At 71.7% G+C, this 23629-nt stretch carries 27 protein-coding genes; 11 read left to right on the top strand and 16 right to left on the bottom strand.

Annotation, left to right across the window (positions count from 1 at the left end):
- Window position 1: 1 nt before the first annotated feature.
- Window positions 2–811 (bottom strand): protocatechuate 3,4-dioxygenase subunit beta, encoded by an 810-nt coding sequence (gene pcaH / locus AC3RJ7_RS08290; RefSeq protein ID WP_491455357.1) that lies wholly within the window; start codon window positions 809–811, stop codon window positions 2–4.
- 115 nt (window positions 812–926) lie between these two features.
- On the opposite strand from pcaH, the gene AC3RJ7_RS08285 reads away from it, so the two are divergent.
- Together AC3RJ7_RS08285 and AC3RJ7_RS08280 are read left to right on the top strand one after the other, a co-directional pair.
- Window positions 927–1679, top strand: coding sequence for an IclR family transcriptional regulator (locus AC3RJ7_RS08285; protein WP_491455356.1), 753 nt, complete (start codon window positions 927–929; stop codon window positions 1677–1679).
- A gap of 101 nt (window positions 1680–1780) precedes the next feature.
- Window positions 1781–2977 carry a 4-hydroxybenzoate 3-monooxygenase gene (locus AC3RJ7_RS08280; RefSeq protein WP_491455355.1) on the top strand — a complete coding sequence of 399 codons (1197 nt, stop codon included), beginning with the start codon at window positions 1781–1783 and terminating at the stop codon, window positions 2975–2977.
- Between the two features lie 37 nt (window positions 2978–3014).
- On the opposite strand, the gene AC3RJ7_RS08275 is transcribed toward AC3RJ7_RS08280, so the two are convergent.
- Window positions 3015–3488, bottom strand: a complete 474-nt coding sequence (locus AC3RJ7_RS08275) for a redoxin domain-containing protein (RefSeq protein WP_491455354.1) — start codon at window positions 3486–3488, stop codon at window positions 3015–3017.
- A 77-nt stretch (window positions 3489–3565) separates the two neighbouring features.
- On the opposite strand from AC3RJ7_RS08275, the gene AC3RJ7_RS08270 reads away from it, so the two are divergent.
- The gene (locus AC3RJ7_RS08270; protein WP_491455353.1) at window positions 3566–3991 is read left to right on the top strand and encodes a MarR family winged helix-turn-helix transcriptional regulator; all 426 of its coding nucleotides are present in this window, start codon (window positions 3566–3568) and stop codon (window positions 3989–3991) included.
- Between the two features lies 1 nt (window position 3992).
- On the opposite strand, the gene AC3RJ7_RS08265 is transcribed toward AC3RJ7_RS08270, so the two are convergent.
- Window positions 3993–4907 (bottom strand): lytic transglycosylase domain-containing protein, encoded by a 915-nt coding sequence (locus AC3RJ7_RS08265; protein ID WP_491455352.1) that lies wholly within the window; start codon window positions 4905–4907, stop codon window positions 3993–3995.
- A gap of 216 nt (window positions 4908–5123) precedes the next feature.
- Between AC3RJ7_RS08265 and AC3RJ7_RS08260 the strand changes: the two genes are divergently transcribed.
- Both AC3RJ7_RS08260 and AC3RJ7_RS08255 read left to right on the top strand, forming a co-directional pair.
- The gene (locus AC3RJ7_RS08260) at window positions 5124–5549 is read left to right on the top strand and encodes a winged helix-turn-helix transcriptional regulator (RefSeq protein WP_491455351.1); all 426 of its coding nucleotides are present in this window, start codon (window positions 5124–5126) and stop codon (window positions 5547–5549) included.
- A gap of 127 nt (window positions 5550–5676) precedes the next feature.
- Complete coding sequence (locus AC3RJ7_RS08255; protein WP_491455350.1) at window positions 5677–6819, top strand: acyl-CoA dehydrogenase family protein; 1143 nt, start codon at window positions 5677–5679, stop codon at window positions 6817–6819.
- Window positions 6820–6828: 9 nt separating this feature from the next.
- Here the strand turns inward: AC3RJ7_RS08255 and AC3RJ7_RS08250 are convergent, their stop codons facing one another.
- Genes AC3RJ7_RS08250 through AC3RJ7_RS08235 form a run of 4 tightly spaced genes read right to left on the bottom strand, consistent with a single transcriptional unit; the run spans window position 6829 to window position 10838 of the window.
- Window positions 6829–7413 carry a TetR/AcrR family transcriptional regulator gene (locus AC3RJ7_RS08250; RefSeq protein ID WP_491455349.1) on the bottom strand — a complete coding sequence of 195 codons (585 nt, stop codon included), beginning with the start codon at window positions 7411–7413 and terminating at the stop codon, window positions 6829–6831.
- Window position 7414: 1 nt separating this feature from the next.
- The gene (locus AC3RJ7_RS08245) at window positions 7415–9061 is read right to left on the bottom strand and encodes a cytochrome b/b6 domain-containing protein (protein WP_491455348.1); all 1647 of its coding nucleotides are present in this window, start codon (window positions 9059–9061) and stop codon (window positions 7415–7417) included.
- 6 nt (window positions 9062–9067) lie between these two features.
- Window positions 9068–10051: an electron transfer flavoprotein subunit alpha/FixB family protein gene (locus tag AC3RJ7_RS08240; protein ID WP_491455347.1), complete on the bottom strand. Its 984-nt coding sequence runs from the start codon at window positions 10049–10051 to the stop codon at window positions 9068–9070.
- Window positions 10052–10061: 10 nt separating this feature from the next.
- Entirely contained in the window at window positions 10062–10838 is a 777-nt protein-coding gene (locus tag AC3RJ7_RS08235) for an electron transfer flavoprotein subunit beta/FixA family protein (RefSeq protein WP_491455346.1), read from the bottom strand.
- A 169-nt stretch (window positions 10839–11007) separates the two neighbouring features.
- Between AC3RJ7_RS08235 and AC3RJ7_RS08230 the strand changes: the two genes are divergently transcribed.
- Entirely contained in the window at window positions 11008–12804 is a 1797-nt protein-coding gene (locus AC3RJ7_RS08230; RefSeq protein WP_491455345.1) for an acyl-CoA dehydrogenase family protein, read from the top strand.
- A gap of 73 nt (window positions 12805–12877) precedes the next feature.
- On the opposite strand, the gene AC3RJ7_RS08225 is transcribed toward AC3RJ7_RS08230, so the two are convergent.
- Window positions 12878–13822, bottom strand: a complete 945-nt coding sequence (locus tag AC3RJ7_RS08225; protein WP_491455344.1) for a LysR family transcriptional regulator — start codon at window positions 13820–13822, stop codon at window positions 12878–12880.
- 71 nt (window positions 13823–13893) lie between these two features.
- On the opposite strand from AC3RJ7_RS08225, the gene AC3RJ7_RS08220 reads away from it, so the two are divergent.
- Window positions 13894–15639, top strand: coding sequence for an L-aspartate oxidase (locus AC3RJ7_RS08220; protein ID WP_491455343.1), 1746 nt, complete (start codon window positions 13894–13896; stop codon window positions 15637–15639).
- A 24-nt stretch (window positions 15640–15663) separates the two neighbouring features.
- Here the strand turns inward: AC3RJ7_RS08220 and AC3RJ7_RS08215 are convergent, their stop codons facing one another.
- The 5 genes from AC3RJ7_RS08215 to AC3RJ7_RS08195 all read right to left on the bottom strand — a co-directional run bounded on the left by AC3RJ7_RS08215 (window position 15664) and on the right by AC3RJ7_RS08195 (window position 19773).
- Window positions 15664–16494: a phosphatidate cytidylyltransferase gene (locus AC3RJ7_RS08215; RefSeq protein WP_491455342.1), complete on the bottom strand. Its 831-nt coding sequence runs from the start codon at window positions 16492–16494 to the stop codon at window positions 15664–15666.
- Complete coding sequence (locus tag AC3RJ7_RS08210) at window positions 16491–17108, bottom strand: CDP-alcohol phosphatidyltransferase family protein (protein WP_491455341.1); 618 nt, start codon at window positions 17106–17108, stop codon at window positions 16491–16493. The genes AC3RJ7_RS08215 and AC3RJ7_RS08210 overlap by 4 nt, the downstream gene beginning before the upstream one ends.
- Complete coding sequence (locus AC3RJ7_RS08205; protein ID WP_491455340.1) at window positions 17105–18379, bottom strand: lysophospholipid acyltransferase family protein; 1275 nt, start codon at window positions 18377–18379, stop codon at window positions 17105–17107. The genes AC3RJ7_RS08210 and AC3RJ7_RS08205 overlap by 4 nt, the downstream gene beginning before the upstream one ends.
- A 13-nt stretch (window positions 18380–18392) precedes the next feature.
- Window positions 18393–19061: a Pr6Pr family membrane protein gene (locus AC3RJ7_RS08200; RefSeq protein WP_491455339.1), complete on the bottom strand. Its 669-nt coding sequence runs from the start codon at window positions 19059–19061 to the stop codon at window positions 18393–18395.
- A 229-nt stretch (window positions 19062–19290) separates the two neighbouring features.
- Window positions 19291–19773: a peptidoglycan-binding domain-containing protein gene (locus tag AC3RJ7_RS08195; protein ID WP_491455338.1), complete on the bottom strand. Its 483-nt coding sequence runs from the start codon at window positions 19771–19773 to the stop codon at window positions 19291–19293.
- Between the two features lie 165 nt (window positions 19774–19938).
- Here AC3RJ7_RS08195 and AC3RJ7_RS08190 point away from each other — a divergent pair, with 165 nt between their 5' ends.
- Entirely contained in the window at window positions 19939–20346 is a 408-nt protein-coding gene (locus AC3RJ7_RS08190; protein WP_491455337.1) for a VOC family protein, read from the top strand.
- Here the strand turns inward: AC3RJ7_RS08190 and AC3RJ7_RS08185 are convergent.
- Together AC3RJ7_RS08185 and AC3RJ7_RS08180 are read right to left on the bottom strand one after the other, a co-directional pair.
- Window positions 20343–20690: a LysR family transcriptional regulator gene (locus tag AC3RJ7_RS08185; RefSeq protein WP_491455336.1), complete on the bottom strand. Its 348-nt coding sequence runs from the start codon at window positions 20688–20690 to the stop codon at window positions 20343–20345. The two genes, AC3RJ7_RS08190 and AC3RJ7_RS08185, sit on opposite strands and share 4 nt — an antisense overlap.
- A 62-nt stretch (window positions 20691–20752) precedes the next feature.
- Window positions 20753–21337 carry a uracil-DNA glycosylase family protein gene (locus AC3RJ7_RS08180; protein WP_491455335.1) on the bottom strand — a complete coding sequence of 195 codons (585 nt, stop codon included), beginning with the start codon at window positions 21335–21337 and terminating at the stop codon, window positions 20753–20755.
- Window positions 21338–21405: 68 nt separating this feature from the next.
- On the opposite strand from AC3RJ7_RS08180, the gene AC3RJ7_RS08175 reads away from it, so the two are divergent.
- The 3 genes from AC3RJ7_RS08175 to AC3RJ7_RS08165 are packed head-to-tail and all read left to right on the top strand — an operon-like array spanning window position 21406 to window position 22954.
- Window positions 21406–21828: an ArsR/SmtB family transcription factor gene (locus AC3RJ7_RS08175; protein WP_491455334.1), complete on the top strand. Its 423-nt coding sequence runs from the start codon at window positions 21406–21408 to the stop codon at window positions 21826–21828.
- Between the two features lie 16 nt (window positions 21829–21844).
- Window positions 21845–22522, top strand: a complete 678-nt coding sequence (locus AC3RJ7_RS08170; RefSeq protein WP_491455333.1) for an SRPBCC domain-containing protein — start codon at window positions 21845–21847, stop codon at window positions 22520–22522.
- Window positions 22523–22564: 42 nt separating this feature from the next.
- Window positions 22565–22954, top strand: a complete 390-nt coding sequence (locus tag AC3RJ7_RS08165) for an MmcQ/YjbR family DNA-binding protein (RefSeq protein WP_491455332.1) — start codon at window positions 22565–22567, stop codon at window positions 22952–22954.
- Window positions 22955–23007: 53 nt separating this feature from the next.
- Here the strand turns inward: AC3RJ7_RS08165 and AC3RJ7_RS08160 are convergent, their stop codons facing one another.
- A complete protein-coding gene (locus tag AC3RJ7_RS08160) occupies window positions 23008–23577 on the bottom strand; it encodes a DUF421 domain-containing protein (protein WP_491455331.1) in 570 nt (189 codons plus the stop codon).
- Between the last annotated feature and the right edge of the window lie 52 nt (window positions 23578–23629).

Raw genomic sequence — 23629 nt, 5'->3', positions numbered from 1 at the left:
CTCACGCCTCCTCGGGCTCGAACCAGGTCGCGTCGGCACCGTCCACGACGATGTCGAAGCGGTACCCCGTCGCCCACTCGGGCGAGGTCAGTTCGTGGTCGTAGACGCCGACCAGGCGGTCGCGGTCGTGCTGCAGCGGGATGCTGTTGTAGATCGGGTCGAGCGCGAACAGCGGGTCACCGGGGAAGTACATCTGCGTGACGAGCCGCTGCGTGAACGAGGAGCCGAAGACCGAGAAGTGGATGTGCGCGGGCCGCCAGGCGTTCGCGTGGTTCTTCCACGGGTACGGCCCGGGCTTGATCGTCGTGAACCGGTACTCGCCGTTGGCGTCGGTGACCGCGCGGCCCGCACCCGTGAAGTTCGGGTCGAGCGGTGCGGGGTGCTGGTCGCGCTGGTGGATGTACCGCCCGGCCGAGTTCGCCTGCCACACCTCGATGAGCTGGTTCGGCACCGGCCGGCCCCACGAGTCGAGCAGGCGCCCCTGCACCGTGATTCGCTCGCCGAGCGGCTCGCCCGCGTGCTGCGCGGTGAGGTCGGCCTCGATCGCCGCGACGTCGCGCTGGCCGAACGCCGGCGAACGCAGCTCGATCGTCTCGGGATCGACGAGCTTCGGGTTCTTCGTGGGGTGGCGCAACAGGCTCGAGCGATACGGCGGGAAGTCGTGCATCGTGAGCGGCAGCCGCTCACCCGCGAGTGTCCGGCTCTCGTACTCGGCGTGCCGCTCGAGGATCTCGGCGGTGATCGTCGACTGCGCGGCCTGGTCGGGCGAGGCCAGCAGCGACTCGGGCGCTACGACGGTGCGTTCGGACATGGCTCTCCTTCGACGCCGGGATGACGCGTACGCCAATGCTCCGCCGCTCGCACGGCTCGCGAACGATGCATCCCGTTGAATGGGAATCGAATCGGAATCGTGCCATGCTCGCCCCATGGCGAACTCGACCTCCGGTGACTCGATGACCGACCGTCTCGTGCGCATCCTCGAGACGTTCACCCCCACCCGCACGGCCCAGTCGACCGCCGACATCGCCCGCCGCACCGGGCTGCCGAGCTCGACCGCGCACCGCATCGTCGGCGAGCTCGTCGAGAGCGGGCTGCTCGAGCGCGACGACGACAAGCGGGTGCGTGTCGGCATGCGGCTGTGGGAGCTCGCGACCCGCTCCTCGCAGGCGCTGCGCCTCCGCCAGGCAGCCCTGCCGTTCATGGAACGCGTGCAGCAGCGCGTGCGCGAACACACGCAGCTCGCGATCCTCGAGCAGGGCGAGGCGCTCTTCCTCGAGCGGCTGAGCGCGCCGGCCTCCGGATCGAACGTCACCCGGATCGCGGGCCGCCTGCCGCTCCACGCGTCGTCGTCGGGGCTCGTGCTGCTCGCCCACGCCGACCCCGCACTGCAGGAGCAGGTGCTCGCCGGCCCGCTCACCCCCATCACCCGATCGACGATCGTCGACCCGTCGGCCCTCCGGCGCAAACTCGCCGAGATCCGCCGACTCGGGGTCGCCGTCGCGCCGGGCTACATCGAGGACGTGTCGACGGGCCTCGCCGTGCCCGTGCGCGACGAGACGAACTCGGTCGTCGCCGCGCTCTCGGTCGTGCTCCCGCGCGACGCCGAGACCGAGTACGCGATCGTCGAGCTGCGACGGGCCGCCCGCGACATCGAGCGCGCGCTCGGCGCGCGCGGATAGCGACCCAGACGGCGAAACTATCCCGTTCAACGGGAATCGGTGCAGGCTCCGCGTCGTGACGGGCCGAGAATCAACCGTTCCGGTCGAAGGAGACACCCCACATGACGAACACCGCCCGCACCCGAGTCGCGATCATCGGCGGCGGCCCCGCCGGGCTGCTGCTGTCGCAGTTGCTGGCGAACGCCGGCATCGAGTCGATCGTGATCGACCAGCGCCCGCGCGACGAGATCGAGACGACGATCCGCGCCGGCATCCTCGAGCAGGGCACCGTCGAACTGCTCGACGCCAGCGGTGTCGCCTCGCGCGCGCGCACCGTCGGCCACCGGCACGATGGCATCGAGCTGCGGTTCGCGGGCGAGGGCCACCGCATCGACTTCGCCGCCCTCGTCGGACGCGCGGTGTGGCTGTACCCGCAGCACGAGGTGCTGAAGGACCTCATCGCCACACGCCTCGCCGCCGGGCAGGACCTGCGGTTCGGGGTCACCGCCCTGCGAGTGGAGGACCCGACGGGCGACCGCCCGCGGATCGTCGCGAACGACGCCGACGGTGCACCGCTCGTGATCGAGGCCGACTTCGTCGTCGGCGCCGACGGCTCGCGCAGCGTCGCGCGCGAAGCCGTCACGGGTTCACCGACCGGCGGCCACTTCCGCGAGTACCCGTTCGCCTGGTTCGGCGTGCTCTGCGAGGCCCCGCCGAGCGCCGATGAGCTCATCTACAGCAACTCGCCCGACGGCTTCGCGCTCATCAGCCAGCGCTCCTCGACCGTGCAGCGCATGTACTTCCAGTGCGAGCCAGACACCGACCCCGCCGCCTTCAGCGAGGCCGAGCTGTGGCACGAGCTGCAGCAGCGGGTCCCCGGCACGACCCTCAACCAGGGTCCGATCTTCCAGCGCGACGTGCTGCGGTTCCGCAGCTTCGTCGCGCACCGCCTGCTCAACGGCCGGGTCGCCCTCGTCGGCGACGCCGCGCACACCGTGCCGCCCACCGGGGCGAAGGGCATGAACCTCGCCGTCGCCGACGTCCTGCTGCTCGCGCGGGCGCTCGACGCCCTGCTGAACGCGGGCGACGCGCGCGGGCTGGAGGCCTACCCCGAGCTGGCCCTCCACCGCATCTGGAAGGCTCAGCACTTCTCGTGGTGGATGACGAGCCTGCTGCACACCGCCCCCGGCGCGACCGACTTCGACCGGCTGCGGCAGGTCGGCGAGCTGCGCACCGTCGTGGAGTCGGAGGCCGGCCGGCGCTACCTCGCCGAGGCCTACACCGGCTGGCCGCTCGAGGCCTTCGCGAGCGGAACGTGAGCGGCCGGGGCGCGCATCACGCCGCGCCCAGCCGCTCTCAGCCGCGGCCGACCGGGGCGAGCTCGTCGATCGCCGTCATGATCGCGCGCCGGTCGTAGCTTCCGGTCGGCAGGGTCGACGCCTGCGAGTACCGCACGATGCCGTCGCCGTCGACGAGCACCGTGCCCGACTGCTGCATCGAACCGAAGACGCGCCTGGTGAGGCCGACCGCCTCGTGCGCCGTCCCGGTCGCCCCGGTGACGACGGTGTACGGCACCCGGCGCCGCTCCCGCCAGGCCGCCGCCGCCTCGCGCCCCTCGGGCACGGCGATGAGCACCTCGATGCCGCGCGCGGCGAACTCGTCGGCCCGACCGACCAGGTCGCGTACGTGCGCATTGCAGATCGGGCACGTCGTCGTCCTCATGAAGAAGACGAGCAGCCCCCGTCCGCCGTTGCGGTCGAGCAGTCGCATCGGTTCGCCCGAGCTCTGCTGCAGTTCGAGGTCGGGCATCGCGGTTCCGGCGGTGATCATGTCGTCTCCTCCACATTTATTCAGGTAGCCTGATCTACAGGCTACTTGAATATCCGCGACTCGGCTACCGTTGATCCATGGCCCACTCGCCGGCGCTCCCCCTCGGGATGCTCGCTGCCCGCCTGGCGAAGGAGTTCGAGTCCGAGGTCTTCGAGCGGCTGACGCAGGCCGGCTACCCCGACCTGCGGGTCCGCCACTCGGCGCTGCTCGGCGCGCTCGACCGCACCGGGCTCCGCCTGACGCAGCTGGCCTCGCAGTCGGGCATGACGCCGCAGGCGATGGGCGAACTGGTCGACGACCTCGAACAGGGCGGGTACCTCTCCCGTCGACCCGATCCGGCCGACCGGCGGGCCCGGCTCATCGTCGCGACTCCCAAGGGCGAGCGTGCCCTCGCCGACTGCCTCCGCATCGTCGGCGAGATCGAGGCCGCCTACGCGCACCGGCTCGGCGGCGAACGCTTCGAGGCCGTACACGGGGCGATCGTCGAGCTCCTCGCGCCCTGACCTACTCGGCCGCTCCCGCCGCCTCCGCGAGCTCGGTCGCGCGGATCGCGACCTCGTCGACGTAGTCGTTGTCGTGGTTGTACGAGAACACCGCGGCGCGCCAGCCCTCGGGGTCGGTCATCGGCCCGGAATGGCACAGGTACCGCGCGGTCGTCAGGGCGGCGTCGTCGATCTGGTGCGGGTCGGCGACGTCGTCGCCGTTGCCGTCGCTCGCCCACTTCTCCCAGGTCGTCGGAATGAACTGCATCGGGCCGACCGCGCGATCCCATTCGGTGTCGCCGTCGAGCCGGCCGCCGTCCGTGTCACGGATCTCGGCGAAGTCCTCGCCGTCGAGCGCGGGGCCGATGATCGGGGGCTCGGCGTACCCGCTCGCATCGAGCGAGCTCGCCCCGTGACGGCCGTGATCCGATTCGATGTCGCCGATCGCGGCGAGCGTCGTCCAGTCGACCCCGCACTCGGGCGCCTCGTCGGCCAGCACGACGTGGGCGGCCGCATAGGCCGCGAGCGCTCGTTCGGGGACGCCCGTGGCGTCCGCGGTGCGCGAGATCCACTCCCGGTCGACCGTCGGCAGCGGCACGACCTCGGATCCCGTGAGACCGGTCGGCTCCTCGAGCGACTCTCCCCCACTCGCGACCGGCTCCCCGGCCTCGGGGTCGAGGTCGGACGAGACCGGCGGCAGTTCCACCCTCGTGCCGTACGCGGCCGGGGCGGCGAAGCCGTCCGGATTCGCCGCCGTGCCCATCACGTTGACCGCGGCGACGACGCCGAATACGAGCGCGACGACGCCGGCGACGCCCCCGACGACGAGCCCGGCGGTGAGGGCGATGCGCCGCACGAGCCGCCACCCGGTCGCCCGTTCACGCGGCGGCCGGTACTCGTCGCGGTCGTCGACGTCGGAATCGTCGCTCCAGGACATCAGGTGGTTCGCTCCGTTCGGGCGTTGGTTCGCGGGTGCCCGCCGGGTCGGTCGTCGCGAGTCGACGACCCGTCCTTCAACGGTACGCGCCTCGCGAGCCGGCTGCACGAATTCATCCACAGGCGGAGGAGCCCGACGCGGCGAGCGAGTCGGTTACGGTGAGTACGTGCCGCACGATCGGGAATGAGGCCCGAACGATCCGAGGGGAGCCCAGCGATGCCGAACGAGACCGCGCGCCTGCGCGTCGCCGACCTCGACGGCCCGGTCGGCCACGAGGGCACCGACGCGTGCAGCGTCGACAATCCCGCGAGCGGCATCATCCGCGAGATCCTCGCGCGCGTCGGCGACAAGTGGAGCATGCTCGTCATCGGCGTGCTGCACGACGGCCCGCTCCGCTTCACCGAGCTCCAGCGCAAGATCGACGGCATCTCGCACCGCATGCTCACGCAGACCCTTCGCAGCCTCGAGCGCGACGGCCTCGTCACGCGAACGAGCTACCCCGAGATCCCGCCCCGCGTCGAGTACGCCGCCACGCCCCTCGGGCGTTCGCTGTCCGAACCGGTCATCGCACTCGCGCGCTGGGCGGCCGACCATCGCGACGACATCCTGGCCTCGCGCGACGCCTTCGACGACGAGCGCTGACCCGCGGCCGTGCCGCGTACGACGAGGGGGATGCCTCGCGGCATCCCTCGTCACGGGTTCGTCACCGGCGCGCGCGGCATTCCGGACTAGGCTCGGCCTCGGCGGCACGAAGAAGGGCTGGCGGGGCATGGCGGAGGCACTGAGCGAAGATCAGCTCGCGATCGTCGACGCCGTGCGCGAGTTCACGGCGGCCGAGCTGGCGCCGTTCGCGAACGAACGCGACGAGAAGAAGCACTTCCCGATCGAGGCCCTCGAGCACGCCGGTCGGCTCGGCCTCGGCGGCATCTACGTCGGCGAGGATGTCGGCGGATCGGCGCTCGATCGGCTGACCGCGACGCTCGTCTTCGAGGAGCTCGCCAAGGGCGACACGGCGATCGCGGCCTACCTGTCGATCCACAACATGGTCGCGTGGATGATCGACCGCTACGGCGACGACGTGCAGCGCGAGCGGTGGCTGCCCGGCCTGACCTCGCTCCTCGATCGCGGCAGCTACTGCCTCACCGAGCCGTCGGCGGGTTCCGACGCGGCGGCGATCATCACCTCCGCGCGACGAGACGGCGACGAGTACGTGCTGAACGGGGTGAAGCAGTTCATCTCCGGCGCCGGCGCGTCGGCCGTCTACCTCGTCTTCGCCCGCACCGGTGAGCCGGGGCCGCGCGGCATCAGCGCGATCGTCGTTCCGGCCGAGGCATCCGGCCTGTCGTTCGGGCCCGACGAGCGCAAGATGGGCTGGCGCGCCCAGCCCACCCGCCAGGTCGTCCTCGACGACGTGCGCGTGCCGGTCGACCACCGGCTCGGGGGCGAGGGCGACGGCTTCGCGATCGCGCTGTCGGGGCTCGACGGCGGCCGCGTGAACATCGCCGCATGCTCCCTCGGCGGGGCTCAGTGGGCGCTCGACCGCGCGCTCCGGCATGTGCGCGATCGAGAGACCTTCGGCCGCCCGCTCGCCGAGCACCAGTCGGTGCAGTTCACCCTCGCCGACCTCGCGACCGAACTGCATGCCGCGCGCCTGATGGTCCGCGACGCCGCCTCGGCGATCGACGACGGCGCGCCCGACGCGACCGCGAGGTGCGCGATGGCGAAGCGGTTCGCGACCGATGCGGCGTTCGAGGTGGCGAACGGCGCGCTGCAGCTCCACGGCGGCTACGGCTACCTCTCGGAGTTCGGCCTCGAGCGCGTCGTCCGCGACCTGCGGGTGCACCAGATCCTCGAGGGCACGAACGAGATCATGCGCGTGATCGTCGCCCGGCGGCTGCTCGGCGGCCGCTGAGCGGTCGGCTCAGTCCGCGAGCAGCCCGGCGTGCAGCAGCTCGAGGTAGTTCGCGCTGACGCTCGCGGCGGTGTGGCTGCCGCCGGGGCGGTACCAGAACACCGTCGACCAGACCGCGTCGCGGATGAACCGGAACGCGAGCCGCGGGTCGACCGAGTCGCGGAACACGCCGTCGGCCTGGCCCGCGGTGATCTGCCCGAGCCAGAGCTCCTCGATGCGCGCGGCGCCGTCGACGAGGAACTCGAAGCCGGGCTGGGTCATCAGGAACCCGGTCTCGTTCTGGTAGATGCGCACCTCGTCGGGGCGCTCCTCGATCGTGAGGAACGCGTGCTCGATGAGCTGGTCGAGGTGCTCGCGGTAGCTCCCCTCGCCCGCGGCGATGCGTTCGAAGTGCGCGAGCGTGTCGCCCATGAACGTGCGCAGGATCTCCTGCAGCACCGCCTCCTTCGAGGAGAAGTGGTGGTACAGGCTGCCCGAGAGGATGCCCGCCTCGTCGGCGATGTCGCGCACCGTCGTCGACGAGTACCCTCGCGAGGCGATCAGCCTCGTCGCGATCGCGATGATCTCATCGCGCCGCCCGGAACCGTCGCCCACGTCAGCGCCCTGAGACCTTGCCGAACAGGCGCGCGATGGGCGCCAGCACGAGCGGTCGCGCCGTGATCCAGGCCACCGCGATCACGACGAGCGAGACGACGAAGATCCAGAAGCCGACCCAGCTCACCACGTCCCGGCTCGCGTACATGTGGTTGAGGTTGCGCAGCGCCCCGGTCGCGAAGACGAGCCCGACGTGCACGACGATGAAGGCCACGAAGTAGAGCATCACCGGGAAGTGCACGGCGCGCGCCCACTCGACGGGGTAGATGCGGTTCAGGGTCTTCGCGTTCTTCGGCCAGATCCCCGACATGCGCACGCCCGTGATCGCCGCGAGCGGCGCCGCGACGAAGACGGTGAGGAAGTAGGCGATCTGCTGCAGGCTGTTGTAGTTCACCCAGCCGTTCTCGGTCGGCCAGTCGAGCGAGAGGTACTGCAGCAGTGCGGAGATCGCGTTCGGGAAGACCTCCCAGCTCGTCGGCACGATCCGCATCCACTGGCCGGTCGCGAAGAGCAGCACGACGAACACGAGGCCGTTGACGAGCCACAGGATGTCGAGCGACTGGTGGAACCAGAGCGAGAGGCTTATCTTGCGCTTCGCGTTCCAGCGCGGCGACCAGAACGCGGTCGGCCGCTTCTGGGTGCGCACCTGCAGGCCCGACCGGATGATGAGCACGATCAGGAACACGTTGAAGAAGTGCTGCCAGCCGAGCCAGGCCGGGATGCCGACGGGCGCCGACTCGGGCAGGTGGTACTCGCCGGGGTAGGTCGCGAGGAACTCCTGCATCGGCGCCGTGGCCAGCAGCCAGTTGACGACCACGACCACGCCGGTGCCGGCCAGCAGCAGGCCGAACCCGCCGACGACGAGCAGGGCCGCCCACTCGGCACGCGAGAACGGCCCGTACAGCTTGGGCCACGGTGCTGCGACCGGCGGGGTGGATGCCTCGGCGAACGCCGCTCGTCGGGCCGGCGCCACCGGGGCGCGCCGGGGTGCGGATGCGGCGGCGGGCGGCGGCACCGGGGCCGGTGCCGCGACGGGCGGAGCGGGCGCGACGGCAGGCGCCGGCGCCTCCGCGGCCGGGGCCGCGACGACGGGCTCGACCGTCTCGACCCGGCGCTCCGGTCGCGCCGGCGCCGTTCCGGCGGGAGGCCACGGTTCGCCGTCGGGCGTACGGGGAAGACCGCGGCGCAGCGCGGCACCGCCGGTCGCGGCCGCAGACCCGGCTCGCACGTCGGCGGCGAGGCCGGCCTTCGCCGCCTCGGGTGCGGTGGCTGCGGGTGCGGCGACGACGTCCGCCTCGGTCTCCGTCACCGTCGCGGCGATCACCGCTGCGGGCGCTGCGGGCGACGGTGCCGCCGAGGCCGGGGGCCACGGCTCACCGCCGGGGACGCGAGGAAGGCCGCGGCGCACCGACCGCGACGCGGGCGCCGCTGCGGCGATCGCCGGCTCCGCCGCCACCGCGCGCGGCGCCGCCGCAGTCGTGGGAGCCGCAGGCGTCGGCTCGGCGACGGAAGCCGCCGGCGCGGGCTCGCTCGCCGCCGCGATCGCGGGAGCAACGATCGCCTGCGCGACCTCGACCGCCGGAGGCCACGGTTCGCCGCCTGCGACGCGAGGCAGGCCCTGCCGCGTCATCCGCCCGTACGTCGCCATCGGGTGCTACGCCTTCCGCGCCTCGAGCGAGGCGATCAGTTGCGGCACAACTGTGAACAGGTCGCCCACGACGCCGAAGTCGGCGATCTCGAAGATCGGGGCGTCCGCGTCCTTGTTGATCGCGACGATCGTCTTCGCCGTCTGCATGCCGGCCCGGTGCTGGATCGCCCCCGAGATGCCGAGCGCGATGTAGAGCTGCGGCGAGACCGAGACGCCGGTCTGGCCGACCTGGTACGACTGGGGCACGTAGCCCGCGTCGACGGCCGCGCGCGAGGCGCCGACCGCGGCGCCGAGCACGTCGGCGAGCTGCTCGACGAGCGCGAACTGCTCCTCAGACCCGAGGCCGCGACCGCCCGAGACGACCTTCGCCGCACCGCGCAGCTCGGGGCGCGACGACGTGACGACGGCCTCCTCGACGCTGCCGATGGCCGCGGCACGGCGCCCGGATGCCTCGACCGCGAGCCGCTCGGTCGAGGCGGGCTGCGCCTCGGCGCGGGCGTCGATCGAGCCCTCGCGCACCGTGATCACCGGCGCACCCCACGTCACCGCGGAGTCGACGTTGTACGCGCCGCCGTAGACCGAGTGGTGCGCGACGACGCCCTCGGCGTCGCGCGAGACCGCGACGGCGTCGACCGCGAGGCCCGAGCGCGTGCGGGCGGCGTAGCGCGCGGCGATCTCGCGTCCCTCGATCGAGTTCGAGACGAGCACGGCGTCGGGTCGCACGAGCTCGGCTGCGGCGGCGAGCGCGTCGGCGCCCGGCACCGTGAGCCGGGTGCCGGCCTCGGCGGGCTCCGCGACGAGCACGTGGGTCGCGCCGAGCGCGGAGGCATCCGTCGCGGCCTGCTCACCGGCACCGGCGCCGACGATCAGGGCGACCGGCGTGCCGACGCCGGCGGCGGCGCCGAGGAGGCCGGCGGCGCTCTTGGCGAGCTCGCCCGACGGGGTCAGGTCGAGGAGGACGAGGATCGAGTCGGCCTTGAAGTCAGTCATCGTCGATTCCTTACGCGAGCCGGTTCTGGACGAGGTACTCGGCGAGGCGCTCACCGGCGTCGCCCTCGTCGACGATCTTGGTGCCCGCGGTGCGCGGGGGCTTCTCGCCGAGCGAGATCATGATCGAGCGCGACGCCTCGGTGGTCTCGGCGTCGACGCCGAGGTCGGCGAGCGACAGGGTCTCGAACGGCTTCTTCTTGGCGGCCATGATGCCCTTGAAGTTCGGGAACCGCGCATCGGGCAGCGCCTCGGTGATCGAGATGACCGCGGGCAGCTCGGCCGTGACCTGCATGGTGCCGTGGTCGCTCGCCCGCTCGCCGCGCACCTCGCCGTCGGCGATCTCGACCGAGTTCAGGCTCGTCGCGTTCGGCACGTCGAGGAGCTCGGCGACCATCGCGGGCACCACGCCGCCCGACCCGTCGGTCGACTCGTTGCCGGCGATCACGAGGTCGTAGCCGATGCGCTGCAGCGCGGCCGCGAGCACCTCTGCGGTGAGACCGAGGTCGGCGCCCACGAGCGCCTCGTCGACGACCTGCACCGCGGACGAGGCCCCCATCGCGAGGCCCTTGCGCACGGTCGCCGCCGCCGACTCGGGCGACATCGACAGCACGACCACCTCGGTGCCGGCGTTCGCATCGGCGTACGCGAGCGCCACCTCGAGCGCGCGCTCGCCGATCTCGTCGAGCACCGTATCGCTCGCCCCGCGGTCGGCGAGGCCGGTCTGCAGGTTCAGCTTGCGATCCCCGTACGTGTCGGGGACCTCCTTGACCAGGACGACGATCTTCATTCCGCTCCCTTGTGCACGAGTCGCTCCATCCTAACCAAGCACTTGCTTGCTTGAGAATGGCACTCTTTTGTGGCGTACCGCCAAAGTGGGCCGAGACGAGCCGTGGATGCCTCGTGGAACCCCCACAGTTCCCGGCCCTCACGCGCCGCGCCGGGGTTACGCTGCGGGCATGAGCGGATTCCGACCCCCTGTTGCAGACATCGCCTTCGCCCTCGAGCACGTCGTCGACTACGACGCCGTCGCGCAGCTGCCCGGATTCGAGCACGCCGACCTGGAGACGGTCTCCGAGATCCTCGACGAGGTCGGCAGCTTCATGGGCGAGGTGGTGGCCCCCACCAACCGCGCGGGCGACCTCGAGGGTTCGACGCTGAACCCCGACGGCACCGTGACCACCGCGACGGGCTTCAAGGAGGCGTACTCGGCGTACGTCGACGCGGGCTGGGGCTCGGTGCCGCTGCCCGAGGAGTACGGCGGCGGCAACTTCCCGCGCACCGTCGGCCTCGCGGTCCAGGAGCTCATGATGACCGCGAACATGGCGTTCTCGCTCGCTCCGCTGCTGACGCAGGGCGCGATCGAGGCGCTGCTGCACTACGGCAGCGACGAGCAGAAGCAGCAGTGGCTGCCGAAGATGGTCTCGGGCGAGTGGGCCGGCACCATGAACCTCACCGAGCCGCACGCCGGCTCCGACGTCGGGGCGCTCACGACCAAGGCGGTCAAGCGCGAGGACGGCACGTACGCCATCACCGGCCAGAAGATCTTCATCACCTTCGGCGACCACGACCTCAGCGAGCAGATCGTGCACCTCGTGCTCGCCCGCACGCCCGACGCCCCGGCCGGCACGAAGGGCATCTCGATCTTCATCGTGCCGAAGTTCCTCGTGAACGAGGACGGCTCGCTCGGCGAGCGCAACGGCGTGCACACCGTCGGCGTCGAGCACAAGATGGGCATCCACGGTTCGCCCACCTGCGTGCTCTCGTACGAGGATGCGACCGGCTACCTCGTCGGCGAGGAGAACATCGGCATGCGCATCATGTTCGTCATGATGAACAGCGCCCGCCTCTCGGTCGGCACGCAGGGCCTCGCCGTCGCCGAGCGCGCCTACCAGCAGTCGCTCGACTACGCGCAGGAGCGCGTCCAGGGCCGCGCGCTCGGCGCCACCCAGGACTCCCCCATCATCGACTTCCCCGACGTGCGCCGCATGCTCATGACCCAGAAGGCATATATCGCCGCGATGCGCCGCATGATGCTGCTCAACGCGACCTACGTCGACCAGTCGACCCACAACCCCGACCCCGCGGTGCGGGCGCGCGCCAACGAGATCGTGGGCCTGCTCACCCCGATCTGCAAGTCGTTCGGCACCGACCTCGGCAACGAGCTCACCTCGCTCGCGCTGCAGATCCACGGCGGCATGGGCTTCATCGAGGAGACCGGCGCGGCGCAGCACTACCGCGACGTGCGCATCGCGGCCATCTACGAGGGCACGAACGGCATCCAGGCCGCCGACCTCGTGGGCCGCAAGCTCCCGGTGCGCGACGGCGCCTCCGCGCTCGAGTTCATCGCGACCATGCGCGAGCTCGACGCCGAGCTGGCCGCGGCAGGCGAGGAGTTCGGCTCGATCCGCTCGCACCTGGGCGAGCAGCTCGACACGCTCGAGCAGACGACCGCGTGGATGCTGCGCACCGGCGCCACCGACCCGAACGCCGTGCTCTCGGGCTCGTCGCCCTACCAGCGCATCTGGGGCCTCGTCGTCGGCGGCTGGCTCCTCGCGAAGTCGGCGCTCGCCGCCCGCGGCCTCGACGCCGACGGCATCGCCGAGACCCAGCTGCCGCTCGCGCGCTTCTACGCCGAGCAGCTGCTGCCGCAGGCGGCCGGACTCGTCGGTGCGGCGACCGCCGGCTCGCGCGACCTCTTCGCGCTCGACGCCGCCGCCCTCGGCGACGCTGCGGCCCGCGGGGCTCGCGTCTGACGCGACACGACCGCACGACGATGCGCCCGCCCTTCCGGGGCGGGCGCATCGTCGTTCTCCCGGGGCGCTTCGGTCAGGGGTGCGGCGCGGCGAGCCGCATCGTCGCACCAGCCCGTGCGGCGAAGCCCTGCGCGGTGGCGGCGATCGTGCGTTGCATGACCTCGACCGCCGCGGTCGGCTCGACGTCGACCGGGCGCGCGAGGCTGATCGTGCGCGAGAGGGTGGGCGACTCGAGCCGCACCGAGCGCAGCCCCGGCCGATCGACGAGCACGAGCGCCGGCACGATCGCCACGCCGAGGCCGCGTTCGACGAACCGCAGCACGGCATCCATCTCCGCGCCCTCGAGGACGACCTCGGGCACGAGTCCCGCGGCCGCGAACGCGGCGTCGGTCGTGCTGCGCAGGTCGTAGGTCGAGCTGAACACGATCTGCGGCAGCGCCGCGACGTCGGCGAGCGCGATCGCCTCGCCGGTCGTGACCGGAGGCATCCCGGCCGAGGAGATCACCACGAGCTCCTCGACGAGCAAGGAGCTCACGACGAAGCGCCCGGAGTCCGCCGGCGCATCGGAGGTGGTGATCAGCGCGAGGTCGAGCTCGCCGCTCACGAGTTCGTCGAGCAATCGCCGCGACCCCTGCTCGGAGAGGTGCAGTTCGATGCCGGGATGGTCGGCGTGGAACGCGCTGAGGACCTCGGCGACGAGGCTGATGCAGAGCGTCGGCGTCGCCCCCAGCCGCACACGGCCGCGCTCGAGCCCGGCGAGCTCGGCGAGCTCGCGGCGCACCGACTCGGCGTCGGCGAGCATGCGCCGCGCGAGCGGCAGCAGCGACTCCCCCGCCGGCGTGAGGGTCGACCCGCCGCGGGCCCGGCGGAACAGCTCGGCGCCGAGGTCGTGCTCGAGCGCGGCGATCTGCCGGCTGAGCGTGGGCTGCGCGAGGTAGAGCTCTTCGGCGGCCCGCGTGAAGTTGCCGAATCGCGCGACGGTGACGAAGCCCTGCAGCTGCTCGAGGTTCACGTTCATACTCTACGTGCATCGTCATGACTACTCATATGCATTGGAGTAATCCGACGCACGCGCCTACCGTGGCTGCCATGACCACCCCCACGACCACCACCGAACGCCAGATCTCCACGACCGTGCTCGTGATCGGCACGGGCGGCTCGGGCCTGCGCGCGGCGATCGAACTCGCCGAGGCCGGCGTCGACGTGCTCGCGCTCGGCAAGCGCCCCAAGTCCGACGCCCACACCTCGCTCGCCGCCGGCGGCATCAACGCCGCCCTCGCCACGATGGACGCCGACGACAGCTGGCAGCAGCACGCCGCCGACACGCTCAAGGAGAGCTACCTGCTCGCCGACCCGCGCACGGTCGAGACCGTCACCAAGGGCGCGGCACGAGGCATCCAGGATCTCGAACGCTACGGAATGCCGTTCGCCCGCGAGGCCGACGGCCGCATCTCGCAGCGCTTCTTCGGCGCGCACACCTACCGCCGCACCGCGTTCGCGGGCGACTACACGGGCCTCGAGATCCAGCGCACGCTCGTGAACCGCGCGATGCAGCTCGAGGTACCGATCCTCGACACCGTCTACGTCACGCGCATCCTCGTGAACGACGACGGAGCGGTGTTCGGCGCATACGGCTTCGACCTCGAGACCGGCGCCCGATACCTCATCCACGCCGACGCGGTCATCCTCGCCGCGGGCGGCCACAACCGCATCTGGCGGCGCACCTCGTCGCGGCGCGACGAGAACACGGGCGACTCGTGGCGGCTCGCCGTCGAGGCGGGCGGCCGCGTGCGCGACCCCGAGCTCGTGCAGTTCCACCCCTCGGGCATCATCGAGCCCGAGAACGCCGCGGGCACCCTCATCTCGGAGGCCGCGCGCGGCGAGGGCGGCATCCTCACCAACGGCCTCGGCGAGCGGTTCATGGGCAGGTACGACCCCGAGCGCCTCGAGCTCTCGACCCGCGACCGCGTCGCCCTCGCCTGCTACACCGAGATCAAGGAGGGGCGCGGCACCCCGAACGGCGGTGTCTTGCTGGATGTCTCGCACCTGCCCCGCGAGACGATCATGCAGCGCCTGCCGCGCGTGTACCAGACCATGCTCGAGCTGCAGATGCTCGACATCACGAAGCAGCCGATCGAGATCGCGCCGACCGCGCACTACTCGATGGGCGGCGTGTGGGTGCGTCCCGACGACCACGGCACCGACGTGCCCGGGCTCTACGCCATCGGCGAGGCATCCAGCGGCCTGCACGGCGCCAACCGGCTGGGCGGCAACTCGCTCATCGAGCTGCTCGTCTTCGGGCGCATCGTCGGGCAGGCCGCGGCCGCGTACTCCGCGGCACTGCCGGCGCAGCGGCGTTCGGCCGCGGCGGTGCAGGTCGCGCGCGACGAGATCGCGGGCCTGCTCGCCGCGGACGGCGCCGAGAACGTGCGGGCGCTGCAGCGCGCCATCCGCGACACGATGACCGAGCATGCGGGCGTCGTCCGCGACGAGGAGGGCCTGCTCACCGGTCTCGCCGAGCTCGACGCGATCGAGGCGCGCATGACCGACATCGGCGTGCACCCCGACATCGCGGGCTTCCAGGACCTCGCGCACGCCTTCGACCTCAAGTCGGCCGCGCTCGCAGCCCGAGCCACGCTCGAAGCGGCGCTCGAGCGCCGCGAGACCCGAGGCTGCCACAACCGCAGCGACTACCCGTCCATCGACGAGTCGCTGCAGGTCAACCTCGTGTGGTCGCCCGCCACCGGGGTGGCCCGCGAGTCGATCCCGCCGATCCCCGAGGAGATCGCGGGGCTCATGCGCGAGGTGTCGACGGTCGGCAAGCTCGTCGAGTAGCGCGGACCCCGCGGCCGCCGCGGGCTACGCCGCGGCGGCCGCGAAGAGCGGTGCCACCACGAGCAGAGAGTCGGCACGGTCCAGCAGCCCTCCGAACCCCGGGAGCCAGGCACCGGCGTCCTTCACTCCGGCGTGCCGTTTCACCATCGAGGCGATGATGTCGCCGAGCGGGGCGCCGATCGCCGCGGCGAGCAGCAGCACCCAGCTGAACTCCCGGGTGACGGTCAGCACGGCCGCCGCGGCGAACGCCCCTCCCAGCAGCCCGGCGACGGTCTTGTTCGGCGACACCGCGAACGGGCGCAGGCGCGCCCCGGGCAGTCGTCCGAGGCTCTTGCCGACCGCCCAGCCGGCGACGTCGGTGATCGCGACGGTCAGGATCAACAGCGTCAGCTCCTCGTGGATGATCACCAGTTGCGCCGGCGCCCACACGAGCCACAGCATCCCGAACGCCGCGGCGGTGGCGCGAGGAAGGGCGGCCTCGGGATCTCGACCGAGCACGGGAAGCACCGTGGCGGCCAGCAGCGCGAACGGCAGCCACACGCCGACCGCTGCCGGGTTCACCGCCGCCAGCACCGGGGCGCACACCCCGGCGGCGATCAGCACCCCGAGATCGGCGGTTCGGAGACCCGCCAGCCTCACGTACTCCACGATGCACACCACGCTGACCGCGATGGCCACGAGGACGGCTCCGGCGACGCCGATCGCCTCCGCCGCGCCGACGATCACCCCGATGACCGCCCACGTCAGCCATCGGCTGCGGATGGTCGAGTTGCCGAAGATCAGGACGAGCGGCGCGGTGGCCACGAGCACGATGAGCCCGACGGTCGCAGGAACGCTCAGCCCGAGCCAGGTCATGCGTCGACCGATCGGAGGCTGCGCCGCGCCGCTCGGACGCGGGTCGCTGCGGTCGCCGTCGAACCGACGATGATCACGACCGAGCCGACGCCGACCACCGCGTCGACGGGGAACCAGGCGAACGCGACCGACATGAGGAACACCGTGAGGGTGCGTTCGGTCTTCCCGAACGGCCCGCCGTTGAAGCGCGGCGCCCCGGCGGCCGCCGCGGCCAGTGAGACGAACGTGGGCCACGCCGCTGCGGTCATCGCCACGAGTGCCGCCGCGAGCGCGGGTGCGGAGCCGGACCGCCAGGCGAGGACGGAGAGGGCGGCCAGCGGCAGCAGGTCCGAGAGGCGGTCGCCGATCTCGTTGAGGACGAACCCGAACGGGCGGCTCACGCCCCTGGCCCGGGCGACGGCGCCATCGAGATTCGCACCGGCGAGTCTCCCGACGAGTCCGATGAGGACGAGCGGCCACCATCCGACCAGGAGGCCCCCGGCTGCGGCGACGGCGAACGCGACGCCGACGGCCGTGAAGGCATCGGGCGACCATCCGCGGGCGACCGCGGCTCCGACGATGGGCTCGAGGCGCCGGGTGAACCACGGCTTCGCCGCGTACAGGCCGCGCGTCACGACCACCACCGGATGACGAGGCCGAGCCCGAGCGGGAACAGCGCGAGGCACACGGCCTGCACGGCACCGAGGCAGGGCTTCAGGTACCGGGAGAACAGCCCGCCGACGACCCAGCCGATCGCGCCGACGACCGCGATGCGACCAAGCCGAGGGAGCATCGCGGCGACGACGTCGAAGAAGTCCATTCGGAGCAACCCCGCGCCGTGGGCGTAGACCTTCACCGGGATGCCGTTGAACATCTGGTTCGCGAACGCGCTCGGCGGGTCGGCCGCGAGCTGGACGGCGGCCGCCGCGTGCATCCGGGGCGTGGTCAACGGGGTCGGAACGGGCACGCCGTGCGAGACCAGCCACCATGTGGTGAGGATGCCGGCGGCGGAGGCGATCGCGGTCGCCCCGATCATGATCGGGCCGCGCCAGGACCGCCCGACCGTGCAGACGAGCAGCAGCAGCGGCAGCTCCGCGACCAGCGGCCAGACGATGCCTTCCGCGTACGCCCACGCGGTGACGAGGGCCAGCCCCGATGCGGCGAACGCCATGCGGCGAACGCGGGCCCAGGTCCGGCCGGGGCGCTGGTGGGCGGGCTCCCCGATGAGCTCGTCGATGACGCCGAACGCGGCTGCGGCGGCTTCCTCGGCGTGCCCGGCGGCGACGGCGAACGGTTCGCCCCATCGCACCTCCACCGGCCGGCGACGGATGAGCCGTCGTTCCGCAGGAAGCAGGTCGCCGGTGCCGACCAGGCCGACGGGCAGGACGTTCGCGCCCGCGGCTGCCGCGAGCTCGAACGCGCCGCGCTTGAATCCGGCGAGCCTCGGCGTGCGACGGCGACTGCCCTCCGGGAACACCACGATGACGATTCCCGCGGCGACGGCCGGGGCGGCGGCGAGCAGATCCGTCATCCCCCGGCGATCACGCCGGATCGGCCAGATGCCGACCAGCCATTTCGCGACGAGCTTGTTCCGCAGCCTGCCGAACCAGTAGTCGGCCGCGGCGACGAATGTGACCGGTCGTGACCGGCCGAGCGTCGCGAGGAGGACGGCCGTGTCGGCGTGCGAGGAGTGGTTGGCGATGACGATCAGCGGCCCGGCCGGAAGCGGAGGTCTCCCCGCGAGCGGGACCGGGTCGGCCGTACCGGGGATCGTCGTGACCCCGTCGGTGACGAGCGAGAGGATCAGGCCCCAGAGCTTCGCCCGCCAGTACGATGCGAACCCCGTCCGGCGAACCCGCCGCGCGGTCGGCGGTGCGGGAAGGTGGAGGGAGGCGGTGTCGAGCACGTGCCGACTCCCGTCAGGCGTGCCGCTCTCGAGCCCGGCCGATGCCGATGATGGCGACGCCGAGCACGACGAACGCGACGAGGATGCCGGCGATGTACCCGAACGCCGAGCCGTACCCGGCGACGTGCGGGTCGAGGAACCCGTAGGGATACCACCAGGCCGTGCTGCCGTCGGGGTTGGCGACGCGTTCACCGCGGACCATCGTGTAGGCCGCCCATCCCAAGGGGTAGCTGACGATGACCGCGAGCGACCACCATGGAAGGGCACGGCGCCGGCTGGCGAACAGCAGGTCGATCACGAAGGCGATCGGCAGGACCACGTGCAGCGTCTCGGTGGCCCACTGGTCCATGAACGCGACCCAGCCGGGGTCGGTGGCGGCGATCGGAGCGGGATCGCCCCGCAGCAGCACGTTGAACACGATGCCCAGGAGGATGACGGGCCCGGTGACCGCCGCGATCGCGAGGGCGATCCCGATCGGCTCCGGCGATCGGCCGGGGTGCCGCATCGTCCATCGCGCCGCGATCGTGAGCACGACGATGCTGAGGATCGACGACACGATCGTGAAGAGGCTGAAGTAGTTCGCCAGCACGTCACTGCGATCCTCACCCGTGCGCATCGCGCGGTCGATGTTGACCAGGAGCCCGGCGATGACGCCCGAGCTCGCGATGCAGGCGACGATCATCCTGAACCATACCCAACGCATGAGACCCCTCCCCCGGGTTCGACGCGACCGTGTTCGGTTGAGGAAGTTGTAGTCCTCTCGCGGCTCGGGCGCGCAAATCTTGGCGCGAAAGCTGAGGAATCCTTGGCTGAAGTGGCCGGCGATTGTGCACGAGGTCCAAGCCTCCCCCCGAACGGGTGGGAGACGACGAAGGGCCGGATGCCCGAGGCATCCGGCCCTTCGCTCTCGATCAGTACTTCGAGATCGTGACGTAACCCGGCGAGCCCGAGGCCGGCTTCTCGACGTAGCAGCCGGCGTCGTACGCGGCCTGCCAGGCGGTGCGCTTGGCCGCGCTCGAGCTCGCGTACGCGAAGTTGACCTGGCCCGCATACGAGCAGAGCGTGTTCCAGGTGTTGCGCCCGACGATGCCGTCGGAGGTGATGTAGACCCAGCTCTGGAACTTGCGGACCTGCGACTCGGTGGCGGGGCCGAACGAGTTGTCGACGGCGAGCGCACTGCCCAGCCCGTACGCGGACTGGACGCCGTTCAGCATGCGCTGGATCTGCCCGACGCAGGTCGAGTAGCCGCCGCGCGAGTACACGTACGCGGTGCACCCCTTGCCCGACGTTCCGCTGTACGCGTTCGCCGCGGTCGCCGGCGCGACGGCGCAGAGCCCCGCGATCGCGAGCGCGACCGCGCCCCCGGCGATGCCCTTCCTGAGCTTCTTGATCATCTGCGTACTCCCCGTTCGTTTCGGCGGGCACCTCGACGGCACCCGGTCTGCTCGGCGCAACTGCGCGTGCACCGATCAGACCACGACTCGGGAGGTCGGCAGAATGGGCAGCACTCCCCATCGCCGGCGTACGCCGGGGCGGGCGACGGCCCATACGATGTTCCGATGGCGCTCTTCGATCACATCGGCATCTCCGTCGACGACCTGGCCCGTTCCACCGCGCAGTTCGACCCGGTGATGCAGGCGCTCGGCTGCACGCGGCAGGACGCGGAGAGCAGCGTCGCCTGGTACCGCGGCGAGGACGAGCTGATCCTCTTCCCCGCCCGCGAGGCCGGCAGCGGCCCGCACCGCCACGGCCGGGTCGGCTGGCAGCACCTCGCCTTCGCCGTCGACTCGCGCGCCGAGGTCGACCGGCTGCACGCGGTCGCCATGGACGCCGGCTGGACGGCGGTTCGCGAGCCGAAGCCCTACCCGCGCTTCAACGACCGCTACTACGCGTCGTTCATCGAGGACGAGAACGGCATCCGCCTCGAGTTCATGCACAACCCGCCCCGAGAGCCGGCCGCGGACTAGCGACCCTGGCGCTTCTTGTACGGCTTCGGCTTCCCCTTCACCACCGGGGCGCGGCCCTTGCCCTTCGACGCCTTGGCCTTGCCGCCGGCCGGCACGACGGGCTTCTCGGCCGGCGGAGGCGCCGCGGCGATCTCCTCCCGCGCCGTCCCGAGCAGGAGGGTTCCGGCCTTGGTCAGGCGGGTTCTGCCGCCGTCGCGTGCGAAGAGCGGCGAACCGACCTCGTGCTCGAGCTTCTCGATCGAGGAGTAGAGCGAGGGCAGCGGGATGCCGAGGGCCTCAGCCGCCCGCGGAAAGTGCAACTCCTCGGCAACGGCGACGAACCGGACCAGCAGGGTGATGTTCACATGTGCCCCTCATCGTTCATCCCCGCTCAGGATACGGGGGTCGGCCGGTGCCGCAGCACCGTTCACGCGGCCAGCGCGGCAGCCACGGCCGCTCGAAGCGCGGGGACGGTCTCCTCCTCGAACCACGGGTTGCGCTGCTGCCAGGCGATGTTGCGCGGCGACGGGTGGACGACCGGGAACGTCGCGGGCAGGTAGTCGCGCCAGTGCCGCACGGTCTCGGTCAGCGTCGGCTGCCGGTCGGGCAGGTAGGCCCGCTGGGCGTGCGCGCCGACGAGCACCGTCAGTCGCAGGTTCACGAGTTGCTCGAGGAGCGGCGGGTGCCACCTGGCCGCGACCCCTCGCCGCGGCGGCAGGTCGCCCGAGGCGGCCTTGCCGGGGAAGTAGAAGTCCATCGGCACGATCGCGAATGCGCTCGGGTCGTGGAAGGTCTCGCGGTCGACGCCGAGCCAGCGAGTCAGGGTGTCGCCGCTCGCGTCGTTCCACGGGATGCCCGACTCCTGCGCGCGCCGCCCCGGCGCCTGGCCGATGAGCAGGACGCGCGACTCGGGTGCGGCGGCGAAGACGGGTTGCCAGCCGAGCGCGGTGAACTGCGCGTTCTCGGGGTCGGCGACGATCGCGTCGCGGATCCGGTCGATCTCGTCGGTCATGGTCGCTCCAGACCACGTCGAGGCAATTAACTGTTGACTTATATAAGTCGTGATGCAAATATGAGGTCATGCACGCGCTCGACGTCCTCGGTGATCCGGTTCGCCGGCGCATCCTCGAACTGATCGCCGACGGCGAGTCGCCCGCCGGCGAGGTCGGCGGGGTCATCCAGGCCGAGTTCGGCATCTCGCAGCCGGCGGTCTCGCAGCACCTGCGCGTGCTCCGGGAGTCGGGGTTCGTGACCGTGCGCCCCGATGGGGCACGTCGGCTCTACGCCGTCGACCCCGCGCCGCTCGCGCAGGCCGACGCCTGGTTCGACGGCTTCCGGCGGTTCTGGCAGCCGAAGCTCGACGCCCTCGGCACCGAGCTCGCGCGCGGCCGGCTCGCGCAGCGCAAGGCGGCCGAACCGCAACGGGGTGGAGATGCCTCGGCCGCGGCATCCGCACCGGATCGGCCTGAGGACGAGGCCGGCACCGATTCGGACGACGACTGAACGAAGGAGTATCGACATGGTTGACGTGAACGCCCAGCTCGACGCCGTCACACGCAGCATCGAGACGAAGGAGGTCGACGGCGCGCTCGCCTACGTGCAGCAGCTCGCGCAGACCTACCCCTCCCCCATCGACGACGTGTGGGACGCGGTGACGAGCGTCGAGCGCATCCCGCGCTGGTTCCTGCCGGTCTCGGGCGACCTGCGCCTCGGCGGGCACTACCAGCTGGAGGGCAACGCGGGCGGCGAGATCCGCACCTGCGCACCGCCGCGCGACGGCGCGGCCGGCTATGAGGTCACTTGGGGCATGGGGGTCGGCGAACCCGCGATCGTTCGGGTGCGCCTGACCGAGGTGGATGCCTCGCACACACGCCTCGAACTCGAGAACGTCGCCACCGCGGCGAGTCTGCCCGACGGCATGTGGGAGCAGTTCGGCCCGTCGGCGACCGGCATCGGATGGGACCAGGGGCTGCTCGGCCTCGCGCTGCACTTCTCGGGCGGCGAAGACGGCATCTCGCCCGAGGAGGCCCCGGCCTGGGTCGCCTCCGACGAGGGCAAGGCGTTCATGCGTCGCTCGGCTGACGCGTGGGCGGAGGCGCACGAGCGCGACGGGGTCGCGGCCGAGGTCGCGAAGGGTGCGGCCGATCGGACGTATGCGGCGTACACCGGGGAGGTGCCGGCACCCGCGATGGAGTGAGCGCTCGGCCTCGCTGTCGGATGCCCGGCCTAGGCTCGCATCGTGCCCGACCTCGACGATGTCCGCCGCACCGCGACCCGGCTGCCCGGCAGCGAGGAGCGGGCGACGACCGGCGGCGCCGCCTGGTTCGTGCGCGGCAAGCTGTACGCGTGGGAGTGCCACCCGTGGCCGAGCATTCCCGACGACGTGCGCGAGATCATCGCCTCCGAGCTCGTCGTCGGCGTGAAGGTCGCCGACCCCGTCGACGCGCTGGCGCTTCGCGAGATGGGGCCCGAGGTCTTCCTCGGCACCACGACCCGCTGGGGCGAGCCGAAGGTCGCATTCCGCATGGCGCGCATCGACGTCGACCATCTCGCCGAGCTCGTGACCGAGGCGTGGCGCGTCCAGGCTCCGAAGTACCTGCGGCGCGAGTTCTTCGGCGACGACGCGTAGCGGCAGCGGGTTCGGACGCCCGACTCGGCCGAGCGTCATGCCGGTCGCCGTGGTCAGTGCTGCGGAGGGCGCTCGGCCAGCAGCCGGTCGAGCTTGCCCTGCACGTCCTTCAGCACCGCGAGCAGCTCGGCCGTCGACGGGTCGTCGTCGTCGAGCCGGCTGACGAGCAGTTGGCCGTTGGGCTCGAGCTCGGCCTTCCGCACGTCGGTGACGTCGGTCACGCCGGCATCCTGCAGCGCGATCATGAGGTCGGACTGCGTGAAGCGCTCGCGGCGGAGCGCCTTTTCGTCGATCACGCCGTCGCGCACGAGCACCGAGGAGTTGCCCGACACCACCTCTTGCGCCCGCCGACTTCGGAAGAACAGGTAGGCGATCGCCCCGTTCAGGAGGAACAGCGCCGCCGCGCCGATGATCGCCCCGGTCACGCTGACGTCGTCGCCGATCAGGCCGTTCTGCACGGCGTTCGAGACGAGCAGCAGCACGATGAAGTCGAAGGTCGTGAGCTGCGCCATGAGCCGCTTGCCGCTCAATCGCAGCGCGACGACCAGAAACGCGTACAGCACGATCGTGCGCAGCAGCTTCTCCCACACGGAGAGGTCGAACGAGAACATCGAGTCCCACATGGGTCAATGATGAACCGCCGCGTCGCTCAGGGGAACGCCCGTCGTCATGCGG

This window comes from Agromyces solani (genome assembly GCF_058349925.1).
The sequence above is the reverse complement of the archived record's forward strand: the minus strand, read 5'-3'. Positions and strand labels throughout refer to the sequence as shown.

Bases quoted from the DNA above. Each gene is read 5' to 3' on its own strand.
- pcaH (WP_491455357.1), bottom strand. From the start codon at position 811: ATGTCCGAACGCACCGTCGTAGCGCCCGAGTCGCTGCTGGCCTCGCCC.
- AC3RJ7_RS08285 (WP_491455356.1), top strand. From the start codon at position 927: ATGGCGAACTCGACCTCCGGTGACTCGATGACCGACCGTCTCGTGCGC.
- AC3RJ7_RS08280 (WP_491455355.1), top strand. From the start codon at position 1,781: ATGACGAACACCGCCCGCACCCGAGTCGCGATCATCGGCGGCGGCCCC.
- AC3RJ7_RS08275 (WP_491455354.1), bottom strand. From the start codon at position 3,488: ATGATCACCGCCGGAACCGCGATGCCCGACCTCGAACTGCAGCAGAGC.
- AC3RJ7_RS08270 (WP_491455353.1), top strand. From the start codon at position 3,566: ATGGCCCACTCGCCGGCGCTCCCCCTCGGGATGCTCGCTGCCCGCCTG.
- AC3RJ7_RS08265 (WP_491455352.1), bottom strand. From the start codon at position 4,907: ATGTCCTGGAGCGACGATTCCGACGTCGACGACCGCGACGAGTACCGG.
- AC3RJ7_RS08260 (WP_491455351.1), top strand. From the start codon at position 5,124: ATGCCGAACGAGACCGCGCGCCTGCGCGTCGCCGACCTCGACGGCCCG.
- AC3RJ7_RS08255 (WP_491455350.1), top strand. From the start codon at position 5,677: ATGGCGGAGGCACTGAGCGAAGATCAGCTCGCGATCGTCGACGCCGTG.
- AC3RJ7_RS08245 (WP_491455348.1), bottom strand. From the start codon at position 9,061: ATGGCGACGTACGGGCGGATGACGCGGCAGGGCCTGCCTCGCGTCGCA.
- AC3RJ7_RS08240 (WP_491455347.1), bottom strand. From the start codon at position 10,051: ATGACTGACTTCAAGGCCGACTCGATCCTCGTCCTCCTCGACCTGACC.
- AC3RJ7_RS08235 (WP_491455346.1), bottom strand. From the start codon at position 10,838: ATGAAGATCGTCGTCCTGGTCAAGGAGGTCCCCGACACGTACGGGGAT.
- AC3RJ7_RS08230 (WP_491455345.1), top strand. From the start codon at position 11,008: ATGAGCGGATTCCGACCCCCTGTTGCAGACATCGCCTTCGCCCTCGAG.
- AC3RJ7_RS08225 (WP_491455344.1), bottom strand. From the start codon at position 13,822: ATGAACGTGAACCTCGAGCAGCTGCAGGGCTTCGTCACCGTCGCGCGA.
- AC3RJ7_RS08220 (WP_491455343.1), top strand. From the start codon at position 13,894: ATGACCACCCCCACGACCACCACCGAACGCCAGATCTCCACGACCGTG.
- AC3RJ7_RS08215 (WP_491455342.1), bottom strand. From the start codon at position 16,494: ATGACCTGGCTCGGGCTGAGCGTTCCTGCGACCGTCGGGCTCATCGTG.
- AC3RJ7_RS08200 (WP_491455339.1), bottom strand. From the start codon at position 19,061: ATGATCGTCGCCTGCATCGCGAGCTCGGGCGTCATCGCCGGGCTCCTG.
- AC3RJ7_RS08195 (WP_491455338.1), bottom strand. From the start codon at position 19,773: ATGATCAAGAAGCTCAGGAAGGGCATCGCCGGGGGCGCGGTCGCGCTC.
- AC3RJ7_RS08190 (WP_491455337.1), top strand. From the start codon at position 19,939: ATGGCGCTCTTCGATCACATCGGCATCTCCGTCGACGACCTGGCCCGT.
- AC3RJ7_RS08180 (WP_491455335.1), bottom strand. From the start codon at position 21,337: ATGACCGACGAGATCGACCGGATCCGCGACGCGATCGTCGCCGACCCC.
- AC3RJ7_RS08175 (WP_491455334.1), top strand. From the start codon at position 21,406: ATGCACGCGCTCGACGTCCTCGGTGATCCGGTTCGCCGGCGCATCCTC.
- AC3RJ7_RS08170 (WP_491455333.1), top strand. From the start codon at position 21,845: ATGGTTGACGTGAACGCCCAGCTCGACGCCGTCACACGCAGCATCGAG.
- AC3RJ7_RS08160 (WP_491455331.1), bottom strand. From the start codon at position 23,577: ATGTGGGACTCGATGTTCTCGTTCGACCTCTCCGTGTGGGAGAAGCTG.